Annotated in this window: 13 protein-coding genes; 10 read left to right on the top strand and 3 right to left on the bottom strand. The window is 71.6% G+C overall.

Annotated elements, in window-relative coordinates; all coding sequences use genetic code 11:
• Positions 1-223: 223 nt before the first annotated feature.
• The 5 genes from M3Q23_14950 (at position 224) to M3Q23_14970 (ending at position 4,843) form a co-directional block, all read left to right on the top strand.
• Positions 224-1,105, top strand: a complete 882-nt coding sequence (locus M3Q23_14950; GenBank protein MDP9343356.1) for an OB-fold nucleic acid binding domain-containing protein — start codon at positions 224-226, stop codon at positions 1,103-1,105.
• Between the two features lie 22 nt (positions 1,106-1,127).
• Positions 1,128-2,474, top strand: coding sequence for an MFS transporter (locus M3Q23_14955; protein MDP9343357.1), 1,347 nt, complete (start codon positions 1,128-1,130; stop codon positions 2,472-2,474).
• Complete coding sequence (dinB, locus tag M3Q23_14960; protein MDP9343358.1) at positions 2,467-3,756, top strand: DNA polymerase IV; 1,290 nt, start codon at positions 2,467-2,469, stop codon at positions 3,754-3,756. The genes M3Q23_14955 and dinB overlap by 8 nt, the downstream gene beginning before the upstream one ends.
• A 32-nt stretch (positions 3,757-3,788) precedes the next feature.
• Positions 3,789-4,166: a DUF3040 domain-containing protein gene (locus M3Q23_14965; protein MDP9343359.1), complete on the top strand. Its 378-nt coding sequence runs from the start codon at positions 3,789-3,791 to the stop codon at positions 4,164-4,166.
• 197 nt (positions 4,167-4,363) lie between these two features.
• The gene (locus tag M3Q23_14970) at positions 4,364-4,843 is read left to right on the top strand and encodes a MerR family transcriptional regulator (protein MDP9343360.1); all 480 of its coding nucleotides are present in this window, start codon (positions 4,364-4,366) and stop codon (positions 4,841-4,843) included.
• Positions 4,844-4,914: 71 nt separating this feature from the next.
• Here the strand turns inward: M3Q23_14970 and M3Q23_14975 are convergent, their stop codons facing one another.
• From M3Q23_14975 to M3Q23_14985, 3 genes are read right to left on the bottom strand one after another with little or no spacing between them, the layout of a single operon-like run.
• Positions 4,915-7,260 carry a DUF3488 and transglutaminase-like domain-containing protein gene (locus M3Q23_14975; GenBank protein ID MDP9343361.1) on the bottom strand — a complete coding sequence of 782 codons (2,346 nt, stop codon included), beginning with the start codon at positions 7,258-7,260 and terminating at the stop codon, positions 4,915-4,917.
• Positions 7,218-8,447: a DUF58 domain-containing protein gene (locus tag M3Q23_14980; GenBank protein ID MDP9343362.1), complete on the bottom strand. Its 1,230-nt coding sequence runs from the start codon at positions 8,445-8,447 to the stop codon at positions 7,218-7,220. Before M3Q23_14980 ends, M3Q23_14975 begins: the two co-directional genes overlap by 43 nt.
• A 33-nt stretch (positions 8,448-8,480) precedes the next feature.
• Positions 8,481-9,488, bottom strand: a complete 1,008-nt coding sequence (locus M3Q23_14985; protein ID MDP9343363.1) for a MoxR family ATPase — start codon at positions 9,486-9,488, stop codon at positions 8,481-8,483.
• A gap of 452 nt (positions 9,489-9,940) precedes the next feature.
• Between M3Q23_14985 and M3Q23_14990 the strand changes: the two genes are divergently transcribed.
• From M3Q23_14990 to rsmH, 5 genes are all read left to right on the top strand, one after another.
• On the top strand, positions 9,941-10,423 hold the full coding sequence (locus tag M3Q23_14990; protein MDP9343364.1) for an HNH endonuclease: 483 nt from the start codon (positions 9,941-9,943) through the stop codon (positions 10,421-10,423).
• A 16-nt stretch (positions 10,424-10,439) separates the two neighbouring features.
• Positions 10,440-10,817: a hypothetical protein gene (locus tag M3Q23_14995; GenBank protein ID MDP9343365.1), complete on the top strand. Its 378-nt coding sequence runs from the start codon at positions 10,440-10,442 to the stop codon at positions 10,815-10,817.
• A 127-nt stretch (positions 10,818-10,944) separates the two neighbouring features.
• Positions 10,945-11,382 (top strand): division/cell wall cluster transcriptional repressor MraZ, encoded by a 438-nt coding sequence (mraZ, locus tag M3Q23_15000; GenBank protein ID MDP9343366.1) that lies wholly within the window; start codon positions 10,945-10,947, stop codon positions 11,380-11,382.
• Positions 11,379-11,528, top strand: coding sequence for a hypothetical protein (locus M3Q23_15005; GenBank protein MDP9343367.1), 150 nt, complete (start codon positions 11,379-11,381; stop codon positions 11,526-11,528). Before mraZ ends, M3Q23_15005 begins: the two co-directional genes overlap by 4 nt.
• A gap of 55 nt (positions 11,529-11,583) precedes the next feature.
• On the top strand, positions 11,584-12,417 hold the full coding sequence (rsmH, locus tag M3Q23_15010; GenBank protein ID MDP9343368.1) for a 16S rRNA (cytosine(1402)-N(4))-methyltransferase RsmH: 834 nt from the start codon (positions 11,584-11,586) through the stop codon (positions 12,415-12,417).
• Positions 12,418-12,616: the final 199 nt, after the last annotated feature.

Here is a 12,616-nt window from a genome sequence, read left to right on the forward strand (position 1 = left end):
CCCTCGCTCCCGCTCGGTCGCCTCGACTCCGCCTCCGCTCGAAAACCTCGAAAACCGTCACGTCTCAGCGGGGCGGCGGCTGCCGCGGGGGCCCGGGACCCACCGCTCCCGGAACGCGAGCGGGGGACGCCGTGCGATCCCTGCGGCCCCTGACGCGTTCCTCTGCGGTCCCCCCACCGCCCCCGCGGCCCCGCCTGCAAGCGATCCGAGCGGCGGGGTGCCGTTGCAGGGCCCAGAGGGGTTGGTCACCGGGGTCGCCACCGAAGTCACCTCAGGAGCCCTCTCCGACGGCTTCTCCGACGAGCACTCCTCGGATGCTTTCCCGATCTACGGCATCCGGCTCGCGCTCAAGGACGTGCACGGGATCTCGGGGGTCGAGGTCCGGTCGATCCTGGAGGCGCGGGCCGAACGAGCGTTCCGCGATGTCCGCGATTTCATCCGGCGGGCGGAGGTGTCGCGGCCGGTGGTGGAGCGGCTGGCCCACGCGGGGGGGTTCGACGCGCTGCCGAAGGGGAGCCGGCGGGACCGGCTGTACGCGGCCATGGTGGCGCCGGCCGAGCGGGTGGGGGAGCAGCTCACGCTGTCGCTGGAGGACCCCGAGCCCCCCGGCCTCCGTGAGTACACCGACGCCGAGCGGGTCCGGGCCGAGCTCGAGGTGATCGAGATGGACGCCTCCCGGCACCTCATGACGTTCTACGAGCCGTTGTTGAAGGAGATCGGCGTGACGCGTTCCCGGGACCTGTGGAAGCTCCGGAGCGACGCCGTGGTCACGGTGGCGGGGGTGAAGGTGGCGTCGCAGACCCCGGCGGTCCGCTCGGGCCAGCGAATCATCTTCCTGACCCTGGACGACGCCACCGGGCCGGTCGACGTGACCGTGTTCGAGCGGGTCCAGGAGACCTGCGCCAGGACGGTGTTCCACTCCTTCGTCCTGGCGGTGCGGGGGAGGCTCCGGCGGACGGGGGTCCGGGGGGTCAGTATCATCGCCGATGAGGTCTTCGACCTCGCCGCGCTCCACCGGGCCCGCCGTGAAGCCGCGCGACCCGGCGACGCCTCTCGTCCACCGCGCAAGCTGTGGCATGCCAGCGGGGGGTCCGCCGGCTGGTGACACCGACCCATGGGGTGGTGGGATGCAGGAACGCTACGACGAGCGGGACCGGGCCCGCCGGCAGGCCAAGGAGGCCCTGCTGGAGCCGCCGTTCCCGCACAGCGCGGCACCGCCGCCCCGGCGGCTGCTGGCCAACCGTCCGTTCGCCTGGCTGGTGGCCTCCTACGGCATCTCGCAGCTCGGGTTCTGGGCCTTCTTCCTGGCCATCCTGGGACAGGCCGGCTTCGAGTACCACGCCGGCGCGTTCCAGCTGGGGATCCTGTTCTCGAGCTTCTCGATCTCGTTCCTGCTGCTGACCGCGCCGCTCGGGCAGGTGTGCGACCGGTGGAGCCCGAAGTGGATGGTGGTGGCGGGCCAGGTCGTTTCCATCGCCTCGATCGTCCCGGCGATGGTCGGTCACTCCGTGGGGTGGCTGTACGCGGCGTCCGTGATCGACGGCGTGGCCGCCGCGGCGGCCATCCCGGCGCGGGGCTCCCTCACCGCGCTGCTAGTGGACCGGGACGAGCTGGTCCGGGCCAACGGCACCATGAACACCGCCTCGATGTTCGCGGTCATCTTCGGCCCGGTGGTGTCCGGGTACCTGGTGAAGGGGTACGGCCACCGCGCGGCGTACTGGTTCATCCTCGCGGTCATCGGCGTGGGTCTGGTTCTGCTGTTCCCCATCGAGGACCGCCGGCCCCGGGGAAGCAGCGAGAACAGCTTCGGGCGCGACCTGGCCGACGGGTTCCGTCTGTCGTGGCGGCACCGCGAGCTGCGCGCGCTCCTCCTGCTGGCCGGCTCGGCCTGGTTCCTGATCACGGTGCTCATCACGCTGGAGCCGCTGTTCGTGAAGCAGGTGCTGCACCGCAAGATCGACTCGCTGGGGATCCTGTGGTCGGCGCACGGGGTGGGCGCGTTCGTGGGCGCGCTCGCGGTGACCCGGATGAAGCGGGCCGGCGGGCGGGAGGTGCTCCTGCTCGGCGTGGCGCTGCTGGTGGGATCGGCCGGGTTGCTGGTGTACGTGGGGACGCCGCTGTTCGGCGTGGCCATCGTGGGCAATGCCATATTCGGCGTGTCCTTCGCCTGGTTCGTCTCGCTGTCGCAGGCCCTCATCCAGCGGGTGACGGCGGAGGACATGGTGGGGCGGGTGACCGGGGTGGTGGGCATGCTCCAGGAGACGTCCTCCCTGGCCTGCGCGGTGGGAATCTCGGCGCTGGCCGGGGTCATCGCCGCCGTGCAGCCGTACCTGATCGGCTCCGCGCTGGCCATGAGCGTGTTCGGTTTCTACGGGCTGCGGGTGGGGCGGACCTTCGGCCGGTCCGGCCCGTCCACCTCCGTCCCCGCCCCCGCCACGGAGGCTCCGGCCCTGGCCCACCCCGACCATGGCTAGCGGCAGGCGCTCCGGCGATCGCGGACCGCAGCGTCCCGACGAGCCGATCCTGCACGTCGACCTCGACGCGTTCTACGCCTCGGTGGAGACGCTCAAGGACCCGTCGCTCGCGGGCAAGCCGGTGGCGGTGGGTGGGACCGGGTCCCGCGGTGTGGTCATGTCCGCCTCCTACGAGGCGCGGGCGTTCGGGATCACCTCGGCCATGCCCTCGGTGCGGGCCAGGCGCCTGGCGCCGCACGCCGTGTTCGTACCGCCGGACTTCGAGTCCTACCAGGCGTACTCGAACCGGTTCCGAGAGATCCTCCTGTCGTTCACCCCCCTGGTCGAGCCCATCGCGCTGGACGAGGCCTTCCTCGACGTGGGCGGGGCCGGGATGCTGTTCGGGGAGCCGGAGGGGATCGGCCACCGTATCCGGGAGGAGGTCCACGGCCGGCTCGGGCTGCGGTGCTCGGTGGGGGTGGCACCCAACAAGTTCCTGGCCAAGCTGGCGTCCACCCGCGCCAAGCCCAACGGCCTGATCCATGTGCCCCGGAACGGGATCCTCCAGTTCCTGCATCCCCTTCCGGTCGGGGCGCTGTGGGGGGCCGGGGAGAAGACGGTGGAGACGCTCGGGCGGCTCGGCATCCGCACGGTGGCGGAGCTCGCGGCCGTCCCCACCGGCGTGCTGGCGCGGACCCTGGGCGAGGCCCGCGCCACGATGCTCTCGGAGCTCGCTCGCGGCGTGGACGACCGTCACGTGGTGCCGTACGAGGCTCCCAAGTCGGTCTCCCACGAGGAGACCTTCGACCGCGACCTGGACGACGACGACGAGATCCTGCGCGAGATCCTGGCGCTGTCCCGCCGGGTCGGGGCGAGGCTGCGCAAGGAGGGCTACGCCGCCCGGATCGTCGTGCTCAAGATCCGGCTGGCGAACTTCACCACCCTCACCCGGTCCCGCACCCTGCCCCGGCCCACCGACGTCGCCGCTGAGATCACCGCCGTGGCGTCGGGCCTGTACCGGGCCCTCCCGGGGGCCCGGCGGCGGATCCGCCTGCTGGGGGTCCAGGCCTCGGGGCTGGCCACGGCGGGTGCCGAGCAGCTCGGGATGCTGGCGGGGACGCGGTGGGGCGACCTGGAGCGTACGGTGGACCGCATCGAGCGCCGGTTCGGGCGCGACGCCGCGATGCCGGCCACACTTCTCGGACGTTCGCCGGTACAGCGAGGTCCGGAAGGGGAACAACCAACCCGGAAGTCCCGATCCGGTCCGGGGTCTGCCCATGAACGAACCGAGGCCCTAGAATAGATCCATCAGGACGGCGAGGAGTAGGTCAGCCAATGCCGCTTTCTCCCGACGAGCAACGGATCCTCGAAGACATCGAACGTCGCCTCTCGGAGGAGGATCCGAGGCTGGCCGACGCGGTCTCCCGCACCTCGCTGTACTCGCACCTGGCCCGCCGGATCCGGTGGGCGGTCGTGGCGTTCGCCGCCGGGTTCATCATGCTGTGGCTGTTCCTGGTCCCCCACATCGGCCTGGCCCTGGCCCTGGGCGGGTTCGTGGTCATGCTGCTGTCCGGCCTCCTCGTGTACCACTACCTGAAGCGGATGGGGCGCGACCAGATCCAGTCCTGGAAGCGGGGCGGCCGGTTCTCGGTGACGGCGATGCTGGCCCGTCTGGCCGAGCGATTCCGGGGTCCCCAGAGCAAGTCCTCGTAGCGACCGGCACCATTGCCTCGATGGGCACAGGGTTCTAGCCGCACACTTGCAACGCCCGTTCTGCCGATGTACAAAGCGCCTCGCTTCCCCCGAGTTCGGTTCATCGGTACCGCGCGTTCCTTCGCACCGGCCGTTGGTCCGAACGCGAAACTGGTTTCGCGTCCTTGGGGGAGACGGGCTCGCGGGGGAAGGGGTACATGGACGGCTTCACGTCGCATCAGGCTTCCAGGCTCACCGGCACCACGGCCCGCCAGTTGCGGTACTGGGATCAGATCGGCCTGGTCAAGCCGTCCATCCAGGGCACGGGGGGACGACCGGGCGTTCCGCGCCTGTACTCCTTCCGGGACCTGGTGGCCCTGAAGGTGGTGCGATCGCTCCTCGACGGCGGCATGTCGCTCCAGCGGATCCGGCGGGCCTGGGACTACCTGAACCGGAAGGCCGGCCTGGATCAGCACCTGTCCGAGGTCAAGCTCGTCACCGACGGCGTGAGCATCTTCAAGGTGGTCCGCAAGCGCGGTGAGCTCCTCGACGCGCTGAAGGAAGGGCAGATGGCCTTCTTCGTGGCCATCGACGAGATCGCCCGGAGCGTGGGGGACGGCGTGGCCCAGTTCCGGGACGACCGAGACCGGTTCATCCGGGCCCTGGAGGAAGCAAGGCGCGAGGCCCGCAGCGGCTGAGCCGGCCCTGGCCACCCGCTCCAGGCCTTTGGCCCCCAGACTTCAGAGCTCACCGGTGCCCGCAGCCCTGGCTACAGGCTGGGGCGCCACCACCCGGCGATCCGGCGGTAGGCGGGAGCCTCCCGGCGCATGTCCCGAATGGCGGCCCGGGCGTCCTGCCCCGCCTCGCGGGCCTGGTTCTCGGTGACAGCGCCCCCCGCGTAGGCCGCTCGCCCCGCCATCCCGGTCAGCCGGTCCAGGTGGCCGTCGGAGAACCGGACGTCTCGGCGGATCCTGAGGTCGTACTCCCACAGCGTCTCTCCGGGATCCCGGCCCAGCCCGAGGTCGGCAGCCCGGCTCGAGAACACGTCGTACACCGCCAGGACCACCTCTCGGGGCGAGTGGGCTCGCCGAAGCCGGACCCGCCGCCCCACCAGCTTGGCGATCGGCAGGAGCACGAGCACCGCACCGACCAGGGCCGCGAGGGCCAGCAGCGCCAGCAGCTTCAACGATGTGGGGTGGGACCGGTGTCGATGATGCCCGGGGACCGTCGTCAGGAGCGGAATGTTCCCCGGCGGCGCCCCGCCCACGGGCCGGTTGGCGTCCTGCTGGTTCGAGGGCTGGCCGTTCGTGGTGGTCCCGCCGGCCCGCGTGCAGTCGTGCTGCTGGGTGGTCCGGTCGTCGCACCCCGCGCTACCGTCTGTGGCCTTCACCGGGGGGTTGAAGTAGCCCGGCTCGAGCGGGTTGCCCGGGCCCGGCGTGGGCTCGAACGGCAGCCACCCGTAGCCGGGGAACAGCACCTCCACCCACGCGTGCGCGTTCGCGCTGGTCACCCGGTAGGCGTTGACCGACGGGTCGAACGTCCCAGGGGTGTATCCCACGGCGATCCGCGCTGGGTACCCGAGAGCCCGGACCAGCACCGCCATCGCCGTGGCGAACTGCTGGCAGAAGCCTCTGCGGGTCGTCGCGATGAACCGGACCAGGAAGTCGGTGTCGTTGCGACCGGGCACGTGCGTGTCGTAGGTGAACAGGCCGGACCGCGTGAAGTAGTTCTGGATGGCCAGAACCTGGCGGTACGGCGTGGGTTGGCCCGCGGCGATCTGGTCCGCCAATGGCTGCATCTCCCGGAGGGTCCGGTCGGGGAGCTGTGTGAACCGCCGGAGCGCCGGGTCGGAGAGGTCGTAGGTGACCTTGTCGAGCTGGCTGAAGGACGGGTCGACCACCCGCGAAGTGACCCGGTACGTGAACCCCGCCTGGATCCCAGCGCTGGTGTCGGGGACGGCCGCCTCGATCGTGGGGTCGTAGCGGAGCTTCTGGCCGTCCGCGAGCGAGATCGCTTCTGGCCGGTAGGCTGCCGGAAGCCATTGCCCCGGCGGATTGAGGATCTCCACGTCCTGCGTGACCTCGGTCGTGGCGGCTAGGGGGAAGCCGTCCTTTCCGATGGCGAGGTCGTTGAACGGCGAGGTCGGGAGCCGGACGCCGGAGCCTACGGTCACGCCGTGCTCCACATTGAGATCCGGGGTGTTCCACTTCACCCCATCGAACTGGTCCTCCGAGAGCCACCGCCAGTAGGTCAGGGGCGGGGTCTGCGAGCGCACCAGGAACAGGGGAACGGGATTGTTGTTTTTCAGGCTCGCGTTGATCGACACCAGCGGGTCGACCTGGATGCCGCCGCCCCCGCCCTTCCCCACGTCCAGGATGGAGCCGGAGCGGTACCCGGGAAGGAGCCCCGGCAGCAGGATGGCCACGCCGATGGCCGCCACCGTGACCCGCCGGGCTCCGCGGGTCGCGGTGGGCGACGTCAGTCGTCGCTTCCCGAAGACCCCCCACGGCCGCAGCGGCCCCCACTGGCGAACCCGGCGGAGGCCGTCCGAGAACAGCATCGCGAACAGCGCCACCAGGAAGAACGCGGCGTAGGCCGGCCTGGGCCCGTCGCCGACCACGATGCCGGCGAAGGTGAACAGGGCCACCGACGGGATGGCGGCGAGGAGCGGGCTCCCCGACCGGATGGCCAGCGCGTGGGTGGAGAACGCCGCCGTCCACGCCGCGGTCAGCGCCGCCAGCAACAGGGGCCGCACCGGGGGAGTGGGCGCGACCTGTGTGGCGGCCTGCTGGCTGATGTGGCCGATGGCCCGCCCGATGGCCGACACGGTCCTTGCCGCCGGGACCCCGAAGTACAGGCTGTGGGGGAATACCAGCCACCCCACCGCGACGAACAGGCCGGCCGCGCTCACCAGGGCCGACAGCAGGGAGCTGCGGCGCTCCATGAGCGCGGCCAGCGCCGTCGAGCCCAGCGCCGCCGCCGCCAGCTTCAGCGTCGGGACGTGCCCGGCGAACACCCGGCCGAACGCGACGCTCGTCGCGAGCGACAGCAGTGCGACCGCGCCGAGCGCGACTAGACGGTGCCCGCGGGGAGTTTCTTCCTGTTCGCGTGCCATACGTCGATGAGCCTTCCTTGCGGGCCGATCACGAACACGTCCCACCCCGCCCGGGCCAGCGACAGCCGCCCCGTGGTGGCCTGCCCCTCCAGCAGGGCCCGGCGGTCGGGTGGCAGGGTGGCGGGCTCGGTGGGATACACGATGACGGCGACCTTGGGGCCGAACGCGGCCCCCACCCGGGTCAGCGACGCCACCTCGGGCGGCGGTGGGGGAGGGATGACCACCGCCAGCGTGGAGTCCGCCACCGCGCTGGTCCGAAGCGTCAGCAGCAGGGCCGAGAGCGGACCCGACGGCGAGTGCCCTACGGAGGCCAGCGCTTCCAGCAGTCCTTCCTCGGTCACCGCCCGGGCCCGGGCGTTCCCGGTGGCAAGGCGGATCGAGAATCCTCCGCGGGCCAGATGGATGCCGAGGGTCGCGGCCGCGGACACGGCCCGCTCAAACGGCGCCGTGTAGGATTGCCCGAACGACGAGACCCGGGTGTCCAGGAACACCGTGGCCAGGGAGCGGCGGGCCGCCTCGTCCTGGCGGATCATCAGCTTCCCGCGGCGGGCCACGCTGGGCCAGTGGATGCGCCGGAGGTCGTCGCCGACCTCGTACTCGCGCATCGTGTAGAACTCCTGGCCGGTCCGGAACAGGTGGCGGCTGGCGGAGTCGCCGCTGCCCGATCCGAACCGCGACCCCGGAAGCCCCGGGAGGTCCTCCACCTCCGGGAACACCACCAGCTCGTCCTTCTCCGGGTACTCCAGGCGGACCCGGGTCAGCGCGAACGGGTCCGACACGTCGAGGCGGAGCGGCCCGATCGAGTATCGCCCCCGGGTCCGGCACACCATCGAGTAGCCCACCCGCTGGGAGTTCCGGCCGGGAAGCCCGGTCAGCACCAGCCGGGCGGGGCGCCCGAGCGAGGCCGGGACGTGGTCCTCCAGCAGGACGAACGAGGTCGACACCGGGGAGTCGTTCTCGACCTCCAGCTCGACCGTGACCCGCTGCCCCGGCATGACCTTGGTGGCCGACAGGCGCCGCGTCACCAGGAGCCGGTGGCGGTTCCAGCGGACGAACACCACGGCCAGCAGGGGCAGGACGGCCACACCGACCGCCACGATGTGCAGGTCGGGGGAGCCGAGGAGGCGGGCCGCGATCCACAGCCCGACCCCGGCCCCGAAGACGACGATGCCTCGGGCCGAGGGCATGTGCCCGCTAGCGCTCCCCCGCGGTCCGCAGGATCACGACGCCTCGCCTCGAACCGGGATGGGCACCTCCGCCAGCAGCTCCGCCAGGACGTTCTCGGCGCCACGGCCGCTCATGGCGGCGTCGGCGGTCACGATCAGCCGGTGGGCCAGCACCGGGATGGCCAGGGCCTTCACGTCGTCGGGGATGACGTAGTCGCGCCCCTCCGACGCCGCCAGGGCCCGGGAGGCCCGCAGCAGCATGATGGAGGCCCGGGGGCTGGCCCCCAGGTACATGTCGGGGTGGGCCCGCGTGGCCTCAGACAGCGCCACGATGTAGCGGCGGAGGGCCGGCGCCACGTGGATCTCCTTCGCCATCTCCGACAGCTCCGCCACCCCCGGCGCGTCGGTCACCGCGCCGATGGTCTCGAGCAGCGAGCCGGAGCCGTGCGAGGCGAGGATCCCCACCTCCTCCTCGGCCGCCGGGTACCCCAGCGCGATCCGCATCATGAACCGGTCCAGTTGGGCCTCCGGCAGGGGATAGGTGCCCTCGTGCTCGATGGGGTTCTGCGTGGCGATGACCATGAACGGCGTCCCCAGCTGATAGGTCACGGTGTCCACGGTGACCTGCCGTTCCTCCATGCTCTCCAGCATCGCCGACTGGGTCTTGGGGCTCGCCCGGTTGATCTCGTCGGCCAGCACGATGTTGGCGAAGATCGCGCCGGGCTTGAACTCGAAGTCCCCCCGCTCCTGGTTGAACACGTTGACGCCGGTGACGTCGGATGGCAGGAGGTCCGGGGTGAACTGGATGCGGCGGAACGAGCAGTCGATGGACCGGGCGATGGCCTTGGCCAGCATGGTCTTGCCGACTCCGGGGACGTCCTCGATCAGGACGTGGCCCTCGGCGATGAGGGCCACCAGGGCCAGGCGGACCTCGCGGTTCTTGCCCTGGATGACGCGCTCGACGTTCTCCTCGATGGTGCGGAACCCGGACGCGAACCGTTCCCAGTCCGCCTTCTCCGCCCGCGCCACCACTCCCGCCTCCCGCCTCAGATCCTCGGCCATATTACCCGGCTCCTTCGTTGGTCAGGTCTGCCGAGCAATACGCACGGGGTGGGCCCGATGGGTTGCCCGGCCATCCAATCTAAGACAGTGAAACGGGCCGATCCGTGCCCGCTCCGATGGAATTCGTTGGGAGGACTGTCGGGGGCGCGGGGCGCTGGCGAGGCAGTGAACGAAGGCGGCGGGACCGTGCCCCTTCATACCTCGGAACGCCCCGCGCGGCCCCTTGTTCGCTTAAAGGCGCCCTTCATACCTCGGGACACGGCCACCTGCCGCCTTCGGGTCGAATTACACTCCTGTGATTCGCCCGGGTCAAGCACCTGGGCCGAAGCCGGGACCCGGCGCAGACCCGAGCGCCGGCCGGAGCGCGGGCGCCGGCGTGCGCCGACGTCGGCGAAATCACCGCCGGAGCCGAGGTCGCCGGGGTCGGCCGCTATACTCGCTGGCGTCGGCTTATGCCCAGAGCGCTCGTCCTCAATGCCACCGAACAGCCACTCGCCGTGGTCCCCGCGAGGAGGGCGGTCGTGCTCGTCCTCAAGGAAAAGGCCGAGGTCCTCGCCACCAACGGGATGGTGTTCCGCTCCGAACGCCTGGAGATGCAGGCTCCCGCCGTGGTCCGCCTCCGCTATTTCGTGCGGATCCCGTTCCGGCCCCACGCCGCGCTGACCCGCCGGGCCGTGTTCGCTCGCGACGGCTGGGTGTGCCAGTACTGCGGGCTGCCCGCGGAGAACGTCGACCACGTCATCCCGCGGTCCCGCGGCGGCGAGCATGCCTGGGACAACGTCGTGGCGGCGTGCCGGCGGTGCAACTCCCGCAAGGAGAACCGCCTCCCCCACGAGGTGGGGCTGCGGCTGCCCCGCAAGCCCTTCTTCCCATCCGACGGGTTCCGCCTGTCCCTGGGCCGGCCCGACCCGGAGTGGGAGCCGTACCTCCTGTAACGACCCCCCGGTGGACGTGCGAACGCGATCCGGTCGACTGGTCGTCCTCGGCATCTTCCTGCTGGCCGTGGGCGGGGCGGTGGCCCTGAACCTGGCCACCAGGGGGACCCCCAAGCTCCCGCACGGCGTCCGCGTGTTGACGTCGCCGTCGTCCGCCACGGCGACCGCCGGGCGGACCGATCCGGTGCGGCTGCTCTCGCCGTGCGCCCCGGCCGTCGACTTCGACGCCAGCTACTGGGAGCCCGAGACGGGTGGGACGAAGCTGGATCAACCGGCCGAGCCTGCCACCATCCGTCTGGTGGACCCCGACCGCGCCGTGCTCCGGACTGCCGCCGGGCAGTCCTTCACCCTGGCCCGCGTGGCCGGCCCGATCGCCCTGTCCCGCTGCCCGTAGCTCCTCCGCTCGTCACTCTGGCGAACAACAGTGCACAACTTTTGACGAGAGTTTGCTCTTCCACCTTGACTGAGTGGAGTGTTGGTGGCATAACAGTGGCTCTTAGTGGAGGAGAAGGGGAGCGCGCGTGGCCGTCCTTTCCGGCACGCACCGGTACCAGCTCGACGCGAAGGGCAGAGTGTCGCTGCCCCAGCGCTTCCGCGAGGTCTTCGCGGAGGGCGCCTGGATGACGCTCGGCCAGGACCGCTGCCTGTACCTGTTCCCGGCCGAGGCATGGGAACAGTGGAGCGGCGCGATCGACAACTCGCCGCTGGCGGGCCGGGACGACCGGGCCTTCGCCCGCATCGCGTTCGGCTCGGCGGATCCCGTGGAGCTGGACGGCCAGGGCCGGATGGTCATTCCCCAGCGCCTCCGCAGGGAAGTGGGGATCGGCAAGGAGGCCGTCGTGGTGGGCGTCCGAAGCCGCCTGGAGGTGTGGGACGGGGACGAGTGGGACCGGTACCTGGAGCGGTACTCGACGAACTTCCAGGAAGGCGACCTCTCCCCGGGAAGGAGTCGGGAATGACGGACCTGGAGCGGGCCGAGGCCATGAGGTGGCAGCAGTCCGTGGGCAAGGAGCTGGGACAGAGCCTGTGGCTGGTGGCGGGGTTCGCGGCGACGCTGTCCGCCTTCCTGGGGCTCGGGCTGCTGGCCGTGCGGGTGCTGGGCTAGGGATGTGGCCGGGGACGACGCCGCTTCGGCGGATCCGCCGGCCCATCGGCCGGTCATGGTGGCCGAGGTGGTGGACCTCCTCGGCGGAAGGGGCGCGGTGCTGGACATGACGGTGGGAGCGGGCGGGCACGCGGAGGCCATGCTTCAGGCGGGGGTGCGCCGTGTGGTCGGCCTGGACCGCGACCCCGACGCGGTCGCGCTGGCCGAGCGACGGCTGGCCCCGTTCGCGGACCGATTCCAGGGCGTGGTGGGGACGTTCTCCGAGCCGCCCGGGGAGCGGTTCGACGGCGTCCTGTACGACCTCGGCGTGTCCTCCATGCAGCTCGACCGGGCCGAGCGAGGGTTCGGGTACCGGGTGGACGGGCCGCTCGACATGCGCATGGGCGGCGACGGCCCCACCGCCGCCGACTTGGTGAACGAGCTCCCCGAGGAGGAGCTGGCCCGGATCGTGTTCGAGTACGGGGAGGAGCGGCAGTCCCGCCGCATCGCCGGGGCGATCGTGCGGGCCCGGTCCCGCCGGCCCATCGAGACCACGGACCAGCTGGCCGGCATCGTGGCCGGGGCGGTGGGACGGCGGCCGGGCAGAGCCCATCCGGCCCGAAGGACGTTCCAGGCCCTGCGGATCGTGGTCAACCGGGAGCTCGAGGAGCTCACCTCTTCCCTGCCTCGAGCGGTGGGGCTCCTCGCTCCCGGTGGCCGCGTCGTGGCCATCGCGTACCACTCGCTGGAGGACCGCATCGTGAAGCGGTTCCTCATCGCGGAGCCGTCCCTGCGCGTGCTGACCCGCAAGCCCCTCCGGCCGGCCCAGGCCGAGGTCGCCCGCAACCCCCGGGCCCGCAGCGCCCGGCTCCGGGCGGCCGAGCTCGCCGCAGAGGGAGCGGCGGCATGAGCGCCGTCCCCAAGGAGCGGCGCCTGGCTCCAAGGCCGGGTCCCGGAAGACGAACGGCGCCCGCGCATGTCCCATCTCGTATTCGTACTCGTACGGTGCGGCGAATCCCCCCTTCCCCCCCTCGCCGCCCGTCGCCGGCGTCGCGCCCGGATTCGCCCCCCCGCCGGGCACGGCGCCGCCCCCTCGCGTTCTTCGTGTT

The sequence above is a fragment of the Actinomycetota bacterium genome (assembly GCA_030774015.1).
In the GTDB taxonomy this organism is placed as follows: Bacteria; Actinomycetota; UBA4738; order UBA4738; family JACQTL01; genus JALYLZ01.

What these genes read in the sequence shown, in the direction of transcription:
- M3Q23_14955 (MDP9343357.1), top strand. Translation starts at nt 1,128, where the DNA reads ATGCAGGAACGCTACGACGAGCGGGACCGGGCCCGCCGGCAGGCCAAG.
- dinB (MDP9343358.1), top strand. Translation starts at nt 2,467, where the DNA reads ATGGCTAGCGGCAGGCGCTCCGGCGATCGCGGACCGCAGCGTCCCGAC.
- M3Q23_14965 (MDP9343359.1), top strand. Translation starts at nt 3,789, where the DNA reads ATGCCGCTTTCTCCCGACGAGCAACGGATCCTCGAAGACATCGAACGT.
- M3Q23_14970 (MDP9343360.1), top strand. Translation starts at nt 4,364, where the DNA reads ATGGACGGCTTCACGTCGCATCAGGCTTCCAGGCTCACCGGCACCACG.
- M3Q23_14975 (MDP9343361.1), bottom strand. Translation starts at nt 7,260, where the DNA reads ATGGCACGCGAACAGGAAGAAACTCCCCGCGGGCACCGTCTAGTCGCG.
- M3Q23_14980 (MDP9343362.1), bottom strand. Translation starts at nt 8,447, where the DNA reads ATGCCCTCGGCCCGAGGCATCGTCGTCTTCGGGGCCGGGGTCGGGCTG.
- M3Q23_14985 (MDP9343363.1), bottom strand. Translation starts at nt 9,488, where the DNA reads ATGGCCGAGGATCTGAGGCGGGAGGCGGGAGTGGTGGCGCGGGCGGAG.
- M3Q23_14990 (MDP9343364.1), top strand. Translation starts at nt 9,941, where the DNA reads ATGCCCAGAGCGCTCGTCCTCAATGCCACCGAACAGCCACTCGCCGTG.
- M3Q23_15005 (MDP9343367.1), top strand. Translation starts at nt 11,379, where the DNA reads ATGACGGACCTGGAGCGGGCCGAGGCCATGAGGTGGCAGCAGTCCGTG.
- rsmH (MDP9343368.1), top strand. Translation starts at nt 11,584, where the DNA reads ATGGTGGCCGAGGTGGTGGACCTCCTCGGCGGAAGGGGCGCGGTGCTG.